This window comes from Streptomyces sp. NPDC015242, assembly GCF_043079125.1.
In the GTDB taxonomy this organism is placed as follows: Bacteria; Actinomycetota; Actinomycetes; order Streptomycetales; family Streptomycetaceae; genus Streptomyces.
On the sequence record NZ_JBIBUF010000005.1, the window covers coordinates 544,741 to 563,227 of the forward strand.

Consider the following 18,487-nt stretch of genomic DNA (forward strand, 5'->3'; position numbering starts at 1 on the left):
TCCGTGCGCGGGGAGGGTGCGCTCAGTACGCGGGGAGGGTCCGCGGACCGAGGTCGTCGCGGGCGGGTGGCGGCGCGAGGCGGACGGAGGCGCCCAGGACGCTCAGGCCGCGCGCGGCGACGACGACCGGCTCCAGGGTGACCGCCACCACCTCGGGGTGGTCGTCGACCAGCCGGGAGACGCGCAGCAGCAGCTCCTCCAGGGCACGGGTGTCGGCGGGTGCGGAGCCGCGCCAGCCGAACAGCAGGGGCGCGGTGCGGATGGAGCGCACCAGGGTGTTCGCCTCGCGGTCGGTGACGGGGATCAGCCGGTGCGCCGTGTCCCCGAGCAGTTGCGAGGCGGCTCCGGCCAGCCCGAAGGAGAGCACCGCGCCGGCCGCCGGGTCGATGACGGCCCGGACGACGACGTCCACGCCGCGCGGCGCCATCCGCTGCACGACGGGGCGCAGCTCGTCCGGCGCGCCGAACAGCTCGGTCAACTCGGCGTACGAGCGGCGCAGTTGTTCCTCGTCGGCGAGGTCGAGGCGGACGCCGCCCAGGTCGGCGCGGTGCCTCAGGTGCGGGGCGGTGGCCTTGAGGGCCACCGGGTAGCCGAGGGTGCGGGCGGCCTGCGCGGCGGCGTCCGCCGTCGGGGCCGGCAGGGCGCGGTGGACCTCGATGCCGTAGTGGCCGAGCAGGTCGCAGGTCTCGTCCGCGCCGAGCGTGAGGCCCTGCCCGCGCGCCAGCAGCCCGTCGATCAGGACGGCGGCGCCCTTCTCGTCGATGTCGTCGTACTCGGGGACCTTGCCGGGGTCGGCGGCGTCGCGCCGCCACTGCGCGTAGCCGACGGCCTGGGCGAGGGCACGGACGGCGCGTTCCGCGGCGGGGTAGGCGGGGATGAGGTGGGTGCCGTCGGGGGCCTCACCGACGGGCGGCCGTGCCGCGGCGGAGGCCGGCTCGGGGGCGGGCGGCCGTGCCGTGCCGAACCCGGGCGCGGGCGGCCGTGCCGCGGCGGACGCGGACGCGGGCGGGGGCGGCGTCGGCTCGGGCGCGGGCTGCTGTGCCGCGGCGGATCCGGGCTCGGGCGCGGACGGCGTCGGCTCGGGGGCGGGCTGGGCCGGCTGCCCCGTCCCGGCCTGCGGCGCCGTGCTCGCCGCCGCCGACAGGGCCTCCGCCAGGCCGCCCAGCTCGACGTGGACCACCAGGACCGGCTTGGCCGGTGCGGCGGCCGCGGCCGAGCGGAGGGCCTGGGCCAGGGCCGCGTCCCCGACCGAGCCCTCCCCCACCGACGGTATGGCGGTGACGACCACCGCGTCGCACCGGTCGTCGGACAGCGCGCGGGACAGCGCCGCGTGGAAGTCCGCGGCCGAGGCGGCCGTGGTCAGGTCCTGCGGCGGGTGCGGCCGCAGGCCCTCGGCGAGGCACGCGTCGTACGTGAGCAGGCCGAGCGACTCGGAGTTGCCGAGGATCGCCACCCGGGGACCGGCCGGCAGGGGCTGGCGGGCGAGGAGCAGGCCGGCGTCCACCAGCTCGGTGATCGTGTCGACCCGGATCACACCGGCCTGCCGCAGCAGGGCCGAGACCGTCGCGTGCGGCAGCCGGGTCGCGCGTACGGCGTGTCCCTGGGGCGCGGCCCCGTGCCGGGCGCCCTGGACGACGACCAGCGGCTTGGCCGCGGCCGTCCGGCGGGCGAGGCGGGTGAACTTGCGGGGGTTGCCGATCGACTCCAGGTACATGAGGACGACGTCGGTGTCCGGGTCCTCGTACCAGTACTGCAGGACGTCGTTGCCGGAGACGTCGGCGCGGTTGCCGGAGGAGACGAACGTGGAGACGCCGGTGACCCCCGTGACGCCGCCGCCGCGCCGGTGCAGCCGGGACAGCAGGGCGATGCCGATGGCGCCGGACTGGGCGAACAGGCCGATCCGGCCCGGGCGCGGCACCTCGGGGGCGAGGGAGGCGTTGAGCCGCACCCGGGGGGAGGTGTTGATGATGCCGAAGGCGTTGGGGCCGATGATCCGCATGCCGTGGGTGCGCGCCTGCCGCACCAGGGCGCGCTGGCGTTCGCGCCCCTCGGGGCCGCTCTCGGCGTACCCGGCGGAGACGACCACGAGCCCCTGCACGCCGTGTTCGCCGCACTCGGTGACGACCTCGGGGACGTGGTCGGCCGGCACGGCGACGACCGCGAGGTCCACGGGGCCGTCGATGTCCCGCACGGAACGGTGGGCCGGCACTCCGTCGAGCTCCTTCTGCCCCTCGGGCAGGGCCCTGTTCACGGCGTACAGGCGGCCGGTGAAGCCGGCGTCCCGGATGTTGCCGAGGACGCTGCGGCCCACGCCGCCCGGGGTGCGCCCGGCGCCGATGACGGCGACCGAGCCGGGGGCGAGCAGCCGCTGCACGGACCGGGCCTCGGCGCGGTGCTCGCGCGCGTACTGCACGGCGAGGGAGCGGTCGGTGGGCTCCAGGTCGAACTCCAGGCGGACCACGCCGTCCTCGAAGCTGCGCTGCTGGGTGTACCCGGCGTCCGTGAACACCTTGATCATCTTGGTGTTGGCGGGCAGCACCTCGGCGGCGAAGCGGCGGATGCCGCGCTCGCGGGCGACGGCGGCGATGTGTTCGAGCAGGGCGGAGGCGACGCCGCGGCCCTGGTGGGCGTCCTGCACGAGGAAGGCGACCTCGGCCTCGTCGGCGGGCCCGGACGCGGGCGTCCCGTCCGGGCCGATCCGGTCGTAGCGTACGGTGGCGATGAACTCGCCGCCGACCGTGGCCGCGAGTCCCACCCGGTCCACAAAGTCGTGGTGCGTGAAGCGGTGGACGTCCTTGGCGGACAGGCGAGGGTACGGCGCGAAGAAGCGGTAGTACTTCGACTCGTCGGAGACCTGCTCGTAGAAGCTGACCAGACGCTCGGCGTCATCGACGGTGATGGGCCGGATGCGCGCGGTGCCACCGTCGCGCAGCACCACGTCGGCCTCCCAGTGGGCGGGATACTCGTGCCGGTCCGGCGAGGTCTGCATGGGCCCCAGAGTACGGCTAGCGCCTGACAACGGCGCGAGGCAGTCTGTGGAGGGCGTCAGTCGGGTCGAGGCCGCGATCCGACGGCACCCGCGGGGCGGAACGACAGGTCCGCCCCCGGCTTCACGTGTGGGAAACTGGTCTAGACAACCCTGAACAGCGAAGGGCAGCAACACATGGCTGAGCGCCGCGTCAACGTCGGCTGGGCCGAGGGCCTCCACGCCCGCCCCGCCTCCATCTTCGTCCGAGCCGCCACGGCCGCAGGCGTCCCGGTGACGATCGCCAAGGCAGACGGCAACCCCGTCAACGCGGCCTCCATGCTCGCCGTCCTGGGCCTCGGCGCCCAGGGAGGCGAGGAGATCGTCCTCGCCTCGGACGCCGAGGGCGCGGACGCCGCCCTGGACCGGCTCGCGAAGCTGGTCTCCGAGGGTCTTGAGGAGCTGCCCGAGACCGTCTGAGTCCTCGAGCGGTTTTCACGGTGAAGCCGCGTCGGCCTTTACGGCCGGCGCGGCTTCCCGCATTCCGGGATGCGGGCTCTGCAATTCACGTGCTGACGCCCGGGCCTGCCTGCCGGTAAAAGGGCAGCAGAAATAACGCCCCGCGAATGGGCTCCTCTTTGTATACGGCTTGCGTGTTAATGACGCGGGCTCGCCGTGTTTACGGGATGTTGCGAGTTCCTCACACGCTCGCCGCGTTCCCCGGCGACGACGAGCCGCAGCCGGTGTGCGGCCGTGGCGCGCTCCGTGTGCAGCGCCGTGACCGCCCGCGCGCGCTCGGTGTCGCCGCGCGCCACCGCGTCCACGATCGCGCCGTGCTCGACCCAGGACTGGGCCGGGTCGGCCGGCGCCTCCACCGCGTACATCCAGGCGATCTTGTGGCGCAGCTGCGTGAGCATCGTGATCAGAGCGGGGCTGCCGGAGGCCTGGGCCAGCGTCTCGTGGAACCAGCCGTCCAGAGAGCGCAGGTCGTCGCTGGTGCCCCGGCGGGCGCGCTCCTGGCCCAGCCGGACCAGACCGCGCAGGACCTTCAGATGGGCCTCGGTGCGGCGCTGCGCCGCCCGGGCGGCGCCCAGCGGCTCCAGCAGCGTCCGCATCTCCAGCAGGTCCGCCGCCTCCTGCTCGGTGGGTTCGGCCACGCACGCGCCCGCGTGCCGCCGGGTCACCACGAAGCCCTCGGCCTCCAGCGTGCGCAGGGCCTCCCGGACGGGGACGCGCGAAACGCCGTAGCGGCGGGCGAGGAGTTCCTCGGTGAGCCGGCTGCCGCGCTCGTGGACACCCGCGACGATGTCGTCCCGGATGGCCGTGCACACCGAGTGCGCGGGAATACGCATGACCCGACCTCCGCTTAATCCCCGTGAAACGTCGACGAGTGACGTGTGTTCCGTGACTCTATTGCAATCAGCCGGAATTTCCGACGGCAGCCCGGAATCCATGGATATTTTTTGGACAGCGGGTCCCGGGAATGCCGAAAGGCCCCGGCTCGGTGAGCCGGGGCCTTTCGGATGCGCTGCGGGTGCCGTCAGAGGCTGACGCCGTGCGAGCGGAGGTAGGCGAGGGGGTCGATGTCCGAGCCGTACTCGGGGCTCGTGCGGGCCTCGAAGTGCAGGTGCGGGCCGGTGACGTTGCCGGTCGCGCCGGACAGGCCGATCTGCTGGCCCGGGGTGACCTGCTGGCCGGCCGAGACGCCGACGGACGACAGGTGGCCGTACTGGGTGTACGTCCCGTCGTTCATCTTGATCACGACCTGGTTGCCGTAGGCACCGCCCCAGCCGGCCTCGACGACCGTGCCCGCGCCGACCGCGTGGACGGAGGTGCCGGTGGCCGCGTGGAAGTCGATGCCGGTGTGGCTGCCGGAGGACCAGACGGCGCCGCCGGCCTTGTAGCCGGTGGACACGTAGGAGCCCGGGATCGGGGAGACGTAGCTGTTGAGGCGCTTGCGCTCGGCCTCGCGGGCGGCGCGCTCCTTGGCCTCGCGGGCCTTCTCGGCGGCCTCCTTGGCCTTCTTCGCCGCCTCGACGGCGCGCTCCCGCGCGGCCTCCTCAGCCTTCTTCACGGCGGCGGCCTCCTCGGCCGCCTGCTTCTGCGCGACGGCCTGGGCGTCGATCTGCTGGGCCACCGTGTCGCCCATGGTGATGACGGGGGTGAGGCCGGTCTGCTCGACGGCGGGCTCGTTGGCGGCGAAGGCCGGGCCGGCGACGGTGCCGATCACGCCGGTGGTGGCGAGAGCCGCGACGCCCGCCGCGCGGGCGGTGCCGCGCTGGATCCTGCTGGGACGGCGATGCTTGCCGGTGGCGCGTGTGAACGCCATGAAGTGGCTGGTCCTTTCCTTCCCTCTCGCCTACCGGGTTAGCTGACGGGTTCGGAGCAGGAAGGTCTCCTACGGATGCCCTCGCGACTCGCGCGGGCGTCCGATTCACCCCAGGGACTGCGGTTGGGTCCCCGGCTCCCCTGGCTCGCGCCGTACGGGGACTCGGCGATGACTGTCCGGTGCCGCGGGTGCGGCGCACTGCCTGACGAACAGCCCGGACGACGCTAAGCGGCGCCACTTTCAAATCCCAAACGGATCGGGCGTTTTGTAGCGCATCCCACAGGGCAGACAGGCAACTCCCGCCCCAATTCGGGCATAAAGGAGCCCTGGTGCCTTCGAAGGCGACCAGGGCTCCTTCGCGCGCGTGCCGCTACTCGGCGGCGACGACCGTGACGTCGCCGATGCCGAGGGCCTCCACAGGCGCCTTGATCTGCGCCGCGTCACCGACGAGGACGGTCACCAGACGGTCCACGGGGAAGGCGCTGACGACCGCCGCCGTGGCCTCCACCGTGCCGGTCGCGGCCAACTCGCGGTACAGCGTGGCCTGGTAGTCGTCGGGCAGGTGCTGCTCGACCTGGTCGGCGAGCGTGCTCGCGACGGCCGCGGCGGTCTCGTACTTCAGCGGCGCCACGCCGACCAGGTTCTGCACGGCGACGTCCCGCTCGGCGTCGGTCAGTCCCTCCGCGGCGAGGGTGCGCAGCACCGTCCACAGGTCCTGCAGCGCCGGGCCGGTGTTGGGGGTGTCCACGGACCCGCTGATGGCGAGCATGGAGGCACCGCTGCCGTCGGGCGCCGACCGCAGCACCTGCGCGAAGGACCGCACGCCGTAGGTGTAGCCCTTCTCCTCGCGCAGGACGCGGTCCAGGCGGGAGGTGAGGGTGCCGCCGAGGCAGTACGTGCCGAGCACCTGGGCGGGCCAGACGCGGTCGTGCCGGTCCGGGCCGATCCGGCCGATCAGCAGCTGCGTCTGGACGGCGCCCGGGCGGTCCACGATGACGACCCGGCCCGTGTCGTCGGCGGTCACCGGCGGCACCGGGCGCGGCTCGGCCGAGGAGCCGGTCCAGGCGCCCAGCGTGTCGCCGAGCAGGGCGTCCAGGTCGATGCCCGTGAGGTCGCCGACCACCACGGCCGTGGCCGTGGCGGGGCGGACGTGCTTCTCGTAGAAGGCGCGCACGGCAGCGGAGTCGATCGCGGCGACCGTCTCCTCGGTGCCCTGCCGGGGCCGCGACATGCGCGAGTCCGCCGGGAACAGCTGCCTGGAGAGCTCCTTGGCCGCGCGGCGGGAGGGGTTGGCCAGCTCGTGCGGGATCTCGTCGAGGCGGTTGCGGACCAGGCGCTCGACCTCGCTGTCCGCGAACGCGGGCGCCCGGAGGGCGTCGGCGATCAGGCCGAGGCCCTTGGTGAGCCGGGAGGCGGGGACCTCCAGGCTGATCCGGACCCCGGGGTGGTCCGCGTGCGCGTCGAGGGTGGCCCCGGCCCGCTCCAGCTCGGCCGCGAACTCCTCGGCGGAGTGCTTGTCGGTGCCCTCGGAGAAGGCCCGCGCCATGATCGTGGCCACGCCGTCCAGGCCGGCCGGCTCGGCGTCCAGGGGTGCGTCCAGCAACACCTCCACGGCGACGACCTGCTGGCCCGGGCGGTGGCAGCGCAGCACCGTCAGGCCGTTGTCGAGCGTGCCGCGCTCGGGGGCCGGGAAGGCCCAGGGCCGGGCCTCGCCCGCCTGCGGCCGGGGGTGGAAGTCCATCGTGGCCAGCTCGGTCACTTGGCCGCCTCCTCGTTCTCGTCGCCGGCCGCGGCTGCGGTCTCCCCGGCGGTGTCGGCGTCGTCGGTCTCGCCGGCGGTCGCGCCGGCGTTCTCGTCGGCGACGGGCTCGTAGACGAGCACCGCGCGGTTGTCGGGGCGCAGGCGGGCCTTGGCGACCTCCTGGACCTCCTCCGCCGTCACCTCCAGCACGCGCTGCACGGCGGTCAGCGCCAGCTGCGGGTCGCCGAACAGCACGGCGTAGCGGCACAGTTCGTCGGCGCGGCCGGCGACCGTGCCGAGCCGGTCCAGCCATTCGCGCTCCAGCTGGGCCTGGGCGCGCTCCATCTCCTCGGCCGTGGGGCCCTCCTCGGCGAACCGGGCGAGCTCCTCGTCGATGGCGGCCTCGATGACCGGCACCTCCACGTCGCCGGACGTCTTCACGTCCAGCCAGCCCAGGGACGGCGCCCCGGCCAGCCGCAGCAGGCCGAAGCCCGCCGCGACGGCCGTACGGTCGCGGCGCACCAGGCGGTTGTAGAGGCGGGAGGACTCACCGCCGCCGAGGACCGTGAGGGCCAGGTCGGCCGCGTCGCACGCGCGCGTGCCGTCGTGCGGCAGGCGGTAGGCGGCCATCAGGGCGCGCGCCGGGACGTCCTCCTCGACGACCTCGCGCAGCTGCTCGCCGATGATCTCGGGCAGCGAGCCGTCCCGCGGCGCGGGCTTGCCGTCGTGCCCGGGGATGGAGCCGAAGTACTTCTCGATCCAGGCCAGCGTCTGCTCGGGGTCGATGTCGCCGACCACGGAGAGCACGGCGTTGTTCGGCGCGTAGTAGGTGCGGAAGAACGCGCGCGCGTCCTCCAGGGTGGCCGCGTCCAGGTCGGCCATGGAGCCGATGGGGGTGTGGTGGTAGGGGTGGCCCTCGGGGTAGGCGAGGGCGGTGAGCTTCTCGAAGGCGGTGCCGTAGGGGACGTTGTCGTAGCGCTGGCGGCGCTCGTTCTTCACGACGTCCCGCTGGTTCTCCATCGACTCGTCGTCCAGGGCGGCGAGCAGGGAGCCCATGCGGTCGGCCTCCAGCCAGAGGGCGAGCTCCAGCTGGTGGGCGGGCATGGTCTCGAAGTAGTTGGTCCGTTCGAAGCTGGTGGTGCCGTTCAGCGAGCCGCCCGCGCCCTGGACGAGTTCGAAGTGGCCGTTGCCCTTCACCTGGGCGGAGCCCTGGAACATCAGGTGCTCGAAGAGGTGAGCCAGGCCGGTACGCCCCTTGACTTCGTGACGTGAACCGACGTCGTACCAGAGGCACACCGCCGCGACGGGGGTCAGGTGGTCCTCGGAGAGCACCACGCGCAGACCGTTGGCCAGGCGGTGCTCGGTCGCTGTCAGGCCTCCGGAGCCTGCCTGGGCTGTGGCCGTGTGACCCATGGGCATGTACGTCCCTTCGATCGCGGAGCGGTCTTCCCGACCGCGGTTTCCTGCCGGTCCTGCCACTGTATGCAAGCGTGCGGAGGCCTGGTGAAGTTCCCGGCGGCGACGTGGTCCGCGGACCGCGAAGGGCCTTCGGTACCGGGTGCTGGTCCCGGTTGTCACTGCGGCGGTCCACAATGGTCGGCGTCAGATCCGGATCGCAGCAGCAAGGAGCCGGCAGCGATGGCCCGCCGCAGCACGAAGACCCCGCCGCCCGACGACTCGTACGAGGAGCGGATCCTCGACATCGACGTCGTCGACGAGATGCAGGGCTCCTTCCTCGAGTACGCGTACTCGGTCATCTACTCCCGGGCCCTGCCGGACGCCCGCGACGGCCTGAAGCCGGTGCACCGGCGCATCGTCTACCAGATGAGCGAGATGGGCCTGCGCCCCGAGCGCGGGTACGTCAAGTGCGCCCGTGTCGTCGGCGAGGTGATGGGCAAGCTGCACCCGCACGGCGACGCGTCGATCTACGACGCCCTGGTGCGCATGGCCCAGCCCTTCTCGATGCGGGTCCCCCTGGTCGACGGCCACGGCAACTTCGGCTCGCTGGGCAACGACGACCCGCCCGCCGCCATGCGGTACACCGAGTGCCGGATGGCCGAGGCCACGAGCCTGATGACGGAGTCGATCGACGAGGACACGGTCGACTTCAACCCCAACTACGACGGCCAGGAGCAGGAGCCGGCCGCCCTGCCGGCCGCCTTCCCGAACCTCCTGGTCAACGGCGCCTCGGGCATCGCGGTCGGCATGGCCACGAACATGCCGCCGCACAACCTGCGCGAGGTCATCGCCGCCGCCCGGCACCTGATCCGCCATCCGAACGCGGACCTCGACGCCTTGATGAAGCACGTGCCGGGACCGGACCTGCCGACCGGCGGCCGCATCGTCGGCCTGTCCGGCATCCGGGACGCCTACGAGAGCGGCCGCGGCACGTTCAAGATGCGCGCGACCGTCTCCGTGGAGCAGGTCACGGCCCGCCGCAAGGGCCTGATCGTCACCGAGCTGCCCTTCGCGGTCGGCCCGGAGAAGGTCATCGCCAAGATCAAGGACCTGGTCGGTTCGAAGAAGCTCCAGGGCATCGCCGACGTCAAGGACCTCACCGACCGCGAGCACGGCCTGCGCCTGGTCATCGAGATCAAGAACGGCTTCGTGCCGGAGGCGGTGCTGGAGCAGCTGTACAAGCTGACGCCGATGGAGGAGTCCTTCGGCATCAACAACGTCGCCCTGGTGGACGGCCAGCCGCTCACGCTGGGTCTGAAGGAACTGCTGGAGGTCTACCTCGACCACCGGTTCACCGTCGTGCGGCGGCGCTCGGAGTTCCGCCGCGGCAAGAAGCGCGACCGGCTTCACCTGGTCGAGGGCCTGCTCACCGCCCTGCTGGACATCGACGAGGTCATCCGGCTGATCCGCTCCAGTGAGAACTCCGCGCAGGCCAAGCAGCGCCTGATGGAGCAGTTCTCGCTGAGCGAGGTGCAGACCCAGTACATCCTCGACACGCCGCTGCGCCGCCTGACCAAGTACGACCGCATCGAACTGGAGACGGAGAAGGAGCGGCTCACCGCCGAGATCGAGGAGCTGACCCGGATCCTCGACTCGGACGCGGAGCTGCGCAAGCTGGTCTCCTCCGAACTGGCCACGGTCGCGAAGAAGTTCGGCACCGACCGGCGTACGGTCCTGCTGGAGTCGGGCGGCGCCCCGGTCGCGGCCGTGCCGCTGCAGGTGGCCGACGACCCGTGCCGGGTGCTGCTGTCGTCGACGGGGCTGCTGGCCCGCACGGCGAACGGCGACCCGTTCCCGGAGGGCTCCGGCGCCAGGCGCGCGAAGCACGACGTGATCGTCTCGGCGGTGCCGGCCACCGCGCGCGGCGAGATCGGCGTGGTGACCTCGGCGGGCCGGCTCCTGCGGGTGAACGTGGTCGACCTGCCGATGCTCCCCGAGTCGATGCCGACGCCGAACCTCGCGGGGGGCGCCCCGCTGGCGGAGTTCGTCTCCCTGGAGGACGACGAGACGGTGGTCTGCCTGACGACGCTCGACGAGTCGTCGCCCGGCCTCGCGCTGGGCACGGCCCAGGGGGTCGTGAAGCGCGTCGTGCCGGACTATCCGGCCAACAAGGAGGAGCTGGAGGTGATCACCCTCAAGGAGGGCGACCGGATCGTCGGCGCGGTCGAGCTGCGCACGGGCGAGGAGGACCTGGTCTTCATCACCGACGACGCCCAGCTGCTGCGCTTCCAGGCCGCCCAGGTGCGCCCGCAGGGCCGTCCGGCCGGTGGCGTGGCGGGCATCAAGCTCTCCGAGGGCGCGAAGGTCATCTCCTTCACGGCGGTGGACCCGGCGGCGGACGCGGTGGTCTTCACGGTCGCCGGTTCGCGCGGCACGCTGGACGACTCGGTCCAGACGACGGCCAAGCTCACGCCGTTCGACCAGTACCCGCGCAAGGGCCGGGCCACCGGCGGTGTGCGCTGCCAGCGGTTCCTGAAGGGCGAGGACTGCCTGTCCCTCGCCTGGGCGGGCCCCGCTCCCGCGCTGGCCGCGCAGAAGAACGGCAGCCCGGCCGAGCTGCCGGAGATCGACCCGCGGCGGGACGGTTCGGGCGTGTCCCTGGCGAAGACCGTCGCGGTGGTGGCCGGGCCGGCCTAGGCCGGTTCCGGGATGCGCGCCGGCCGGCCCGGGCCCGGTTCCCGGGTCCTCGCCGGGCGGGCCTAGGCCCGGTCGGCGTCGTCCGGTTCCGCGGGATCCTCCCCGGCGTCGCGTACGTACCGCAGGACGCCCCACATGCCGTGCTCGTCGGCGTGCGGGGCGTCGCTGCGGCAGGCGTCGAGCCGCTCGGCGAGAGCGGGTGCGTCGATGCCCGAGCCGATGAGGACCAGCTGGGTGAGGCGCTCCTCGCCGGCCGGCCAGGGCTCCGGGTAGAAGCGCAGGAACCGCCCGACGGCGTGCACGGCGTAGCGGTTGCGCACGTCGTACGGGCCGAAGCCGACATACCCCTTGATCCGGTACAGGCCCTCCGGGCGGCTGTCGAGGAACTCCATCAGCCGCCGCGGGTCGAGGGGCTCCGGCGAGCTGAACGACAGGCTGTCGTAGGCGCTGTGCAGGTGACCGGCGTGCTCGTCGTCCTCGCCGGGCCCGCCGTGCGCGTGCAGGTCGTCGAAGGACAGCTGCCCGACGCGTTCCTCGCTCGGCCGGCAGTCGAAGAGGAACTCGGGGTCGATCCGGCCGTAGGTGGCCGGGACGACGGCGGCGCCGTCCACCAGGGACCGGACGAGACCGAGGACGCGTTCGCCGTCCGCCGCCCGGTCCAGCTTGTTGACCACGACGAGGTCCGCCAGCGCGAGGTGCCGGTCGATCTCGGGGTGCCGGGTCCGGGTGGCGTCGAACTCGGCCGCGTCGACGACCTCGACGAGCCCGCCGTAGACGATGCCCGGGTGCTCGCTGGCGAGGAGCATCCGCACCAGTTCCTGCGGTTCGGCGAGGCCGCTGGCCTCGATGACGACGACGTCCGTGCCGAGGGAGGGGTCCGCGAGTTTCTCCAGGTACTGGTCGAGCTCGCTCGCGTCGACCGCGCAGCACAGGCACCCGTTGCCCAGGGAGACCGTCGAGTCGCCGAGCGCTCCGGCGACGGCCATCGCGTCGATCTCGATGGCCCCGAAGTCGTTGACGATGGCGCCGATGCGGCTTCCGCCGCTGCGGTGGAGGAGGTGATTGAGCAGCGTCGTCTTCCCCGAGCCGAGGAAGCCGGCCAGGACGACGACCGGGATCTGCTGCGGTTGGGGGCTCGGCTGACTCACCGTGCGACCTCTTTCACGCCGACGCGCGCACCGGCTCGGACCGCCGGCACACGTACGAGTTGGGGATGCCGTCCCAGCATACGAGCGGGTAGATCACGCCCGGGCGCGGTCGTCGGGGTGCCGCGGGCGAGCCCCCTGAGGGCGCCCCTCGGCCGGCCCGCTCAGGCGGGAACCGGTGCCGGCGCCGCCGGGCCCACGTAGCGCGCCACCGGCCGGATGATCTTCGTGTCCTCCGCCTGTTCCAGGATGTTGGCGCTCCAGCCGACCACTCGCGCGGCGGCGAAGGTCGGGGTGAACATCTCACGGGGCAGGCCGCAGAGTTCCATGACCACGCCCGCGTAGTACTCGACGTTGGTGTGGAGTTCACGGCCGGGTTTCAGCTCCGCCAGGATCGCCTCGACGTGCCGCTCGACCTGCACGGCGAAGTCCACCCGCGGTCCGCCGAACTTCTGGGCGACCTCGCGCAGCATCCGCGACCTCGGGTCCTCGGTGCGGTAGACCGCGTGCCCGAAGCCCATGATGCGCTCGCCGGCGAGCACCCGCCCGCGCACCCAGGAGTCGATGCGGTCCGGGGTGCCGATGGCGTCCAGCGTGTCCAGCGCCCGGCTGGGCGCGCCCCCGTGCAGGGGCCCCGACAGCGCCGCCACGGCTCCCGCGAGGCAGGCCGCCACGTCGGCCCCCGTCGAGGCGATCACCCGGGCCGTGAAGGTCGACGCGTTGGATCCGTGGTCAATGGTGGAGATCAGGTACTGCTCGACGGCCCGGGCGTGCTCCTGGTCCGGTACCGCGCCGGTCAGCATGTAGAGGTAGTTCGCCGCGTAGGAGAGGTCCGCACGCGGCTCCACCGGATCTAGCCCCTGCCCCAGCCGGTACAGGGCGGTGAGCAGCGTGGGCACGGCCGCCGCCGCGTCGAGCGCGTCCCGCCGGCGCTGCTCGGCGTCGATGTCGTACACCGGGCGGAATCCCTTCGCCGCGCCCAGCAGCGAGAGCGCCGTGCGCATCCCGGCGAGCGGGCCGGAACGCCCGCCGGCCGCGGCGACGGCCGGCAGGGCCGCGCGCACCTCGTCGGGCAGGTGCCGCAGTGCCGCCGTCTCACGGGCGAAGGCCGCGCTCCGCCGGGCGTCGGGGAGGTCGCCGTGCACGAGCAGGTGCCAGACGTCCTCGAAGCTGCGGGTCCGCGCGAGGTCGACGGCCGAGTACTGGCGGTAGTGGTAGAAGCCCTCGAGACCGCGGACGTCTCCGATCCGGGTGTCGGTGACGACGACACCGGCGAGTCCCCGCGGTACCTCGACAAGAGCGGCTGCGGACCTGTTGACGGACATGTCTTCCTCCCTTGAACTTGATTCGACTGTCCATGCTTGACTGGAGCTCTGTCAACATTGATTGAATCAATATATGCGTCAATGCTTTCCAGAGACGGATACGGTGACCCCCATGCGCGATCAAGACACCGCCCCCCTCGGCCCGGGGCGGCGGCTGAGCACCAAGGAGGCCGCCGAGCTGCTCGGCGTGAAGCCGGAGACCGTGTACGCGTACGTCAGCCGCGGCCAGCTCAGCAGCCGCCGGGGCAGCGGCGGCCGGGGCAGCACCTTCGACGCCCGGGAAGTCGAGGCGCTCGCCCGGCGCAACAGACGGGACAGCGGGGGCGGTCCGGGATCCGGCGGCGACCTGTCCGTGCGGACCCGCCTCACCCTCATCGACAGCGACCGGTACTACTTCCGTGGCGTCGACGCGGTGGAGCTGGCCACGCGGCACAGCTACGAGGAGGTCGCCGAGTGGCTGTGGACGGGCCGGATGCGGCCGGGCAGCACGTTCACCGCGCCCGCCCGGTCCGTGGCCGTCGCCCGCCGTGCCGTCGACGCCCTGCCGGATCACGCCGCACCCGCCGACCTGCTGCGCGTCGCGACGATCGCCGCCGCCACCGCGGACCCGCTGCGCTTCGACCTGTCCGAGGACGCCGTGCTCGGCACGGCACGCACCCTCATCCCGACACTCGTCGCCGCCCTGCCACCGGCGGGACGCGACCGCCGGGACGACCGCCACGACACCCACAGCGACGACCGCCGTGAGCCGGGCCCCCTGGCCCACCGCCTGTGGACCCGGCTGTCCCCGCGGGAGGGCGACGAGGCGTCCCTGCGCGCCCTGGACACCGCCCTCGCCCTGCTCGCCGACCACGACCTGGCCGCCTCCACCCTCGCGGTGCGGGTCGCTGCGTCGGCGCGTGCCCACGCCTACGCGGCCGTCTCCGCCGGACTCGGCGTGATCGAGGGTCCGCTGCACGGCGCGGCCAGCGGGCTCGCCCACCGGATGCTGCTGGACGTGCTCGACCAGGGCGACGCGGGACCGGTGATCGCGGACGAGCTGCGCGCCGGCCGCCGCATCCCGGGACTCGGGCACCGGCTGTACCCGGGCGAGGACCCGCGCGCGCGTGCCCTGTTCACCCTGCTCGAGGATGTCCCGCGCGCCGAGCCGGCCCTGCTCGCCGCCCGCGACGTCGTCGACACCGCCGCCCGGCACGCCCCGCTGCACGCCAACGTCGACCTCGCGCTCGCCGTGCTCACCGCGTCCAGCGGGATGCCCCCGGCGGCGGGCGAGACGATCTTCGCGGTGGCGCGTACGGCGGGCTGGATCGCCCACGCCCTGGAGGAGTACGGGGAGTCACCGCTGCGAATGCGCCCGAGCGGTCTCTACGCCGGCCCGAAGCCGCCGCAGCCACTGCCGGAGTAGGCCGGGGCGGCCCCGGCAGGAAGACCGCCACAAGTCAGGTTAGGCTCACCTCTGTGAGTACGTGCTCAAGCGTCTCCCGGGACTCCGACGAGCCCGTTTCGGGAACCGCGGCCACCGCGAGGACCTGGCTCCTGCTGGAGCAGCCCGGTCCGTGGGGTGCCAAGGCGCTCACCTCGAGCCACCTGGACCCCGTGGTGGGCCGTGCCCTGGAAGCGGCCGCGCAGGACACGGGCGTGCGGATCGCGCTGATCCGCCGCCCCGGGCGCCACGCCGATCGCCGCATGCCCTCGAGCCGTCGTGTGTACGCGGCGCACACCGTGCCGGGCCGGGTGTGGCTGCACACCGCCACCCTCACGGATCCCGCGCGGCTGCTCGACCTCGACTTCGCCGCACTCGGCCGGGGCGACCACGACGGCTTCGACACACTGCTCGGCGGACAACCCCACGACGGTGACCCGCTGGCGCTCGTGTGCACCAACGGCAAGCGCGACCGCTGCTGCGCCCTCCTCGGCCGCCCCCTGGCCGCCGAACTCGCCGCCTCGGGCCTGGAGGGCATCTGGGAGGTCACCCATCTGGGTGGTCACCGTTTCTCCCCGACGGTGCTGGTGCTGCCGTACGGCTATGCCTACGGGCGGGCCGAGGCGCACCTCCTCAAGGAGGTGCTGCACGGGGCGCGGGAGGGGCGGATCGTCGTCGACGGCTGCCGGGGCAACTCGGCCTGGGAGCGGCCCGGGCAGGCCGCCGAACTCGCCGTGCGGACCGGCACCGGCGAGTACGCGGCGGAGGCGCTGAGGGTCGTACGGACGGCCGGAGCGGCTCCGCGCTGGGAGGTGACCGTCGCCCACGCCGACGGACGCCGCTGGCAGGTCGACGTGGCCCAGAGCGCCGCGCTGCCGCCCCGCCCGGAGAGCTGCGGGGCGTCGGTCCTGGGGTCACCGGCGCGTATGGACGTCGTGGCGGTGCGCGAACTGAGGATGACGGCGGCCCTGGCGAGCTGACCGGCACGGCCGGCGGGTCCATGCCGATCCACACATTGATCAGCAAGCTGTGCGTTGATCAAGAGATCCATGCCACACCCGTTACGGCCGGCGGGCAGCCGCACGTACCGTCTTCGGTATGAGCCCCACTCCCCCCGCACGCCGCCTGCGCCTCGGCCTGCCGCGGCGGGTGTTCTCGCAGGTGCTGCTGATGCAGGTGGCCATCGCCGCGGGAGTCGCGGTCCTCGCGACCGGGCTTTTCCTCGCACCCCTCGGTGACCAGCTGGACGACCAGGCGATGCGCCGCGCGCTGGCGATCGCCCAGACCACGGCGCAGCACCCCGGGCTCGCGCAGGACCTGCGGGACACGCCGCCCGCACCGGACGGCCCGGTGCAGCGGGAGGCGGAGCGCATCCGGGAGGTCACCGGGGCCGAGTACGTCGTGGTGATGGACTGGCGGGGCGTGCGCTGGTCCCACACCGACCCGAAGCAGATCGGCGGCATCGTCTCCACCGACCCCGGCCGCGCCCTGGCCGGCCACGAGGTCATGGAGATCGACGACGGCACCCTGGGCCGCTCCGCCCGGGGCAAGGTGCCGCTGCGCGACGACGACGGCGCGGTGGTCGGCGCGGTGTCGGTCGGTATCGCCTACGACAGCGTCCGGGCCCGGCTCGTCCACGCGATCCCGGGCCTGCTCGCCTATGCCGGCGGCGCCCTGGCCGTGGGGGCACTCGCGGCCTGGCTGATCTCCCGGCGCGTGCAACGGCAGACCAGGGACCTGGCCTTCTCGGACATCGCCGCGCTGCTGTCGGAACGGGAGGCGATGCTGCACGGCATCCGCGAGGGCGTCGTCGCCCTGGACCGCACCGGCCGCATCCGGCTCGTCAACGACGAGGCGCAGCGCCTGCTGGGCCTCGGGGAGACGACGGTGGGCCGTACCCCCGACGAGGCGCTGGGCGCGGGCCGTACGGCCGACGTCCTGGCCGGACGCGTGACCGGCACCGACCTGCTCACGGTGCGGGGCCAGCGCGTGCTGGTCGCCAACCGGATGCCCACCGACGACGGCGGGGCCGTGGCGACCCTGCGCGACCGGACCGAGCTGGAGCAGCTGGGCCGCGAACTGGACTCCACCCGTGGTCTGATCGACGCCCTGCGCGCCCAGGACCACGAACACGCCAACCGGATGCACACCCTCCTGGGGCTGCTGGAACTGGAGATGTACGACGACGCGGTCGACTTCGTCGGCGAGGTGGTCGGCGACCACCGGGCCACCTCCGAGCAGATCACCGAGCGGATCGAGGACCCGCTGCTCGCCGCCCTGCTGGTGGGCAAGGCGACCGTGGCGGCCGAGCGGGGCGTCGCCCTCGGGGTGTCGGACCGGACCCGGCTGCCCGACCGGCTGGTCGACCCGCAGGGCCTGGTCACGGTCGTGGGCAACCTGGTGGACAACGCCCTGGACGCCGTCGCGGGCACCCCGGACGCGCGCGTGGAGGTGGAACTGCGCACCGAGGGCCGTACGGCGACCCTCCGCGTGCGCGACACGGGCCCGGGGATCCCGCCGGAGCACCGCGAGTCGGTCTTCACCGAGGGCTGGTCCACGAAGAAGCCGCCGGCCCACCGGGAGCGGGGCATCGGGCTGTCGCTGGTGCGTAGGCTCGCCGAGCGGCAGGGCGGCAGCGCGACCGTCGGCGAGGCGCACGGCGGGGGCGCGGAGTTCACCGTCGTCCTGCCCGAGGCACTGGCCGAGCCGGGACCCGAGGCGGCCCTGACCGTGCCGTCCGTTGCGCGAGACACCGAGGAGGGGTCGTGATGATCGAGGTCCTGGTCGTGGACGACGACACCAGGGTCGCCCGGGTCAACGCCGCCTACGTCGAGAAGGTGCCGGGATTCCACGTCGCCGGCGAGGCCCACAGCGCCGCCGACGCGCTGCGCCAGATGGAGACGCTGCCCCGGCTGGACCTGGTGCTGCTGGACCACTACCTGCCCGACGAGACCGGGCTGGCGGTCGTGCGGGAGATGCGGCGGCGCGGTCACCGGACCGACGTGATCATGGTGACGGCGGCCCGGGACGTGTCCACCGTGCAGGAGGCGATGCGGCACGGTGCCCTGCAGTACCTGGTCAAGCCGTTCGCCTTCGCCGGCCTGCGCGCCAAGCTGGAGGCGTACGCGGAGTTGCGCCGCACCCTCGACGGCGGCGGGGAGGCGGAGCAGGCGGAGGTGGACCGGATCTTCGGGGCTCTGTCGGCCGGGGCGGAGCCTGCCCTGCCCAAGGGGCACTCCCCCACCACCGCGGAGCTGGTCCGGCAGTCCCTGATGAACGCCGACGGGCCGCTGTCCGCCCAGGAGATCGCCGAACGGACCGGGGTGAGCCGCCAGACCGCCCAGCGCTACCTCAAGCTCCTGGAGCGCACCGGCCGGGCGCGGCTCACCCTCAAGTACGGCGACGCGGGCCGCCCGGAGCACCGTTACGTGTGGGCGACCCGCCCGTAGCGGCACCGACGGCCCG

13 protein-coding genes and 1 riboswitch are annotated in these 18,487 nt (G+C 73.5%); of the genes, 6 read left to right on the forward strand and 7 right to left on the reverse strand.

From position 1 onward, the window contains the following. Positions 1-22: 22 nt before the first annotated feature. A complete protein-coding gene (locus ACF07N_RS20100; RefSeq protein WP_392114631.1) occupies positions 23-2,989 on the reverse strand; it encodes a GNAT family N-acetyltransferase in 2,967 nt (988 codons plus the stop codon). Between the two features lie 174 nt (positions 2,990-3,163). On the opposite strand from ACF07N_RS20100, the gene ACF07N_RS20105 reads away from it, so the two are divergent. Next, positions 3,164-3,445 carry an HPr family phosphocarrier protein gene (locus ACF07N_RS20105; protein WP_003993478.1) on the forward strand — a complete coding sequence of 94 codons (282 nt, stop codon included), beginning with the start codon at positions 3,164-3,166 and terminating at the stop codon, positions 3,443-3,445. A gap of 176 nt (positions 3,446-3,621) precedes the next feature. Here the strand turns inward: ACF07N_RS20105 and ACF07N_RS20110 are convergent, their stop codons facing one another. The 4 genes from ACF07N_RS20110 to ACF07N_RS20125 all read right to left on the reverse strand — a co-directional run bounded on the left by ACF07N_RS20110 (position 3,622) and on the right by ACF07N_RS20125 (position 8,453). Then, complete coding sequence (locus tag ACF07N_RS20110; RefSeq protein ID WP_392114635.1) at positions 3,622-4,317, reverse strand: GntR family transcriptional regulator; 696 nt, start codon at positions 4,315-4,317, stop codon at positions 3,622-3,624. Between the two features lie 188 nt (positions 4,318-4,505). Then, complete coding sequence (locus ACF07N_RS20115) at positions 4,506-5,294, reverse strand: M23 family metallopeptidase (RefSeq protein ID WP_392114638.1); 789 nt, start codon at positions 5,292-5,294, stop codon at positions 4,506-4,508. Positions 5,295-5,306: 12 nt separating this feature from the next. Beyond that, a riboswitch (cyclic di-AMP (ydaO/yuaA leader) is annotated at positions 5,307-5,472 on the reverse strand. A gap of 192 nt (positions 5,473-5,664) precedes the next feature. Then, entirely contained in the window at positions 5,665-7,053 is a 1,389-nt protein-coding gene (locus tag ACF07N_RS20120) for a M16 family metallopeptidase (protein ID WP_392114641.1), read from the reverse strand. Further along, positions 7,050-8,453, reverse strand: a complete 1,404-nt coding sequence (locus ACF07N_RS20125) for a M16 family metallopeptidase (protein ID WP_383330704.1) — start codon at positions 8,451-8,453, stop codon at positions 7,050-7,052. Before ACF07N_RS20125 ends, ACF07N_RS20120 begins: the two co-directional genes overlap by 4 nt. A gap of 219 nt (positions 8,454-8,672) precedes the next feature. Between ACF07N_RS20125 and ACF07N_RS20130 the strand changes: the two genes are divergently transcribed. Continuing rightward, complete coding sequence (locus ACF07N_RS20130; protein WP_392114645.1) at positions 8,673-11,129, forward strand: DNA topoisomerase (ATP-hydrolyzing) subunit A; 2,457 nt, start codon at positions 8,673-8,675, stop codon at positions 11,127-11,129. Between the two features lie 62 nt (positions 11,130-11,191). On the opposite strand, the gene ACF07N_RS20135 is transcribed toward ACF07N_RS20130, so the two are convergent. Then, positions 11,192-12,277 carry a CobW family GTP-binding protein gene (locus ACF07N_RS20135; protein WP_383585673.1) on the reverse strand — a complete coding sequence of 362 codons (1,086 nt, stop codon included), beginning with the start codon at positions 12,275-12,277 and terminating at the stop codon, positions 11,192-11,194. 161 nt (positions 12,278-12,438) lie between these two features. Continuing rightward, entirely contained in the window at positions 12,439-13,599 is a 1,161-nt protein-coding gene (locus ACF07N_RS20140) for a citrate synthase (protein WP_392114649.1), read from the reverse strand. A gap of 112 nt (positions 13,600-13,711) precedes the next feature. Here ACF07N_RS20140 and ACF07N_RS20145 point away from each other — a divergent pair, with 112 nt between their 5' ends. The 4 genes from ACF07N_RS20145 to ACF07N_RS20160 all read left to right on the forward strand — a co-directional run bounded on the left by ACF07N_RS20145 (position 13,712) and on the right by ACF07N_RS20160 (position 18,471). Further along, positions 13,712-15,004 carry a citrate synthase gene (locus tag ACF07N_RS20145; protein WP_392114652.1) on the forward strand — a complete coding sequence of 431 codons (1,293 nt, stop codon included), beginning with the start codon at positions 13,712-13,714 and terminating at the stop codon, positions 15,002-15,004. Between the two features lie 53 nt (positions 15,005-15,057). Further along, positions 15,058-16,002, forward strand: coding sequence for a sucrase ferredoxin (locus ACF07N_RS20150; RefSeq protein WP_392114655.1), 945 nt, complete (start codon positions 15,058-15,060; stop codon positions 16,000-16,002). A 118-nt stretch (positions 16,003-16,120) separates the two neighbouring features. After that, positions 16,121-17,791: an ATP-binding protein gene (locus ACF07N_RS20155; RefSeq protein WP_392114658.1), complete on the forward strand. Its 1,671-nt coding sequence runs from the start codon at positions 16,121-16,123 to the stop codon at positions 17,789-17,791. After that, on the forward strand, positions 17,791-18,471 hold the full coding sequence (locus ACF07N_RS20160; protein WP_383339230.1) for a response regulator: 681 nt from the start codon (positions 17,791-17,793) through the stop codon (positions 18,469-18,471). Before ACF07N_RS20155 ends, ACF07N_RS20160 begins: the two co-directional genes overlap by 1 nt. The last annotated feature ends 16 nt before the right edge of the window (positions 18,472-18,487 follow it).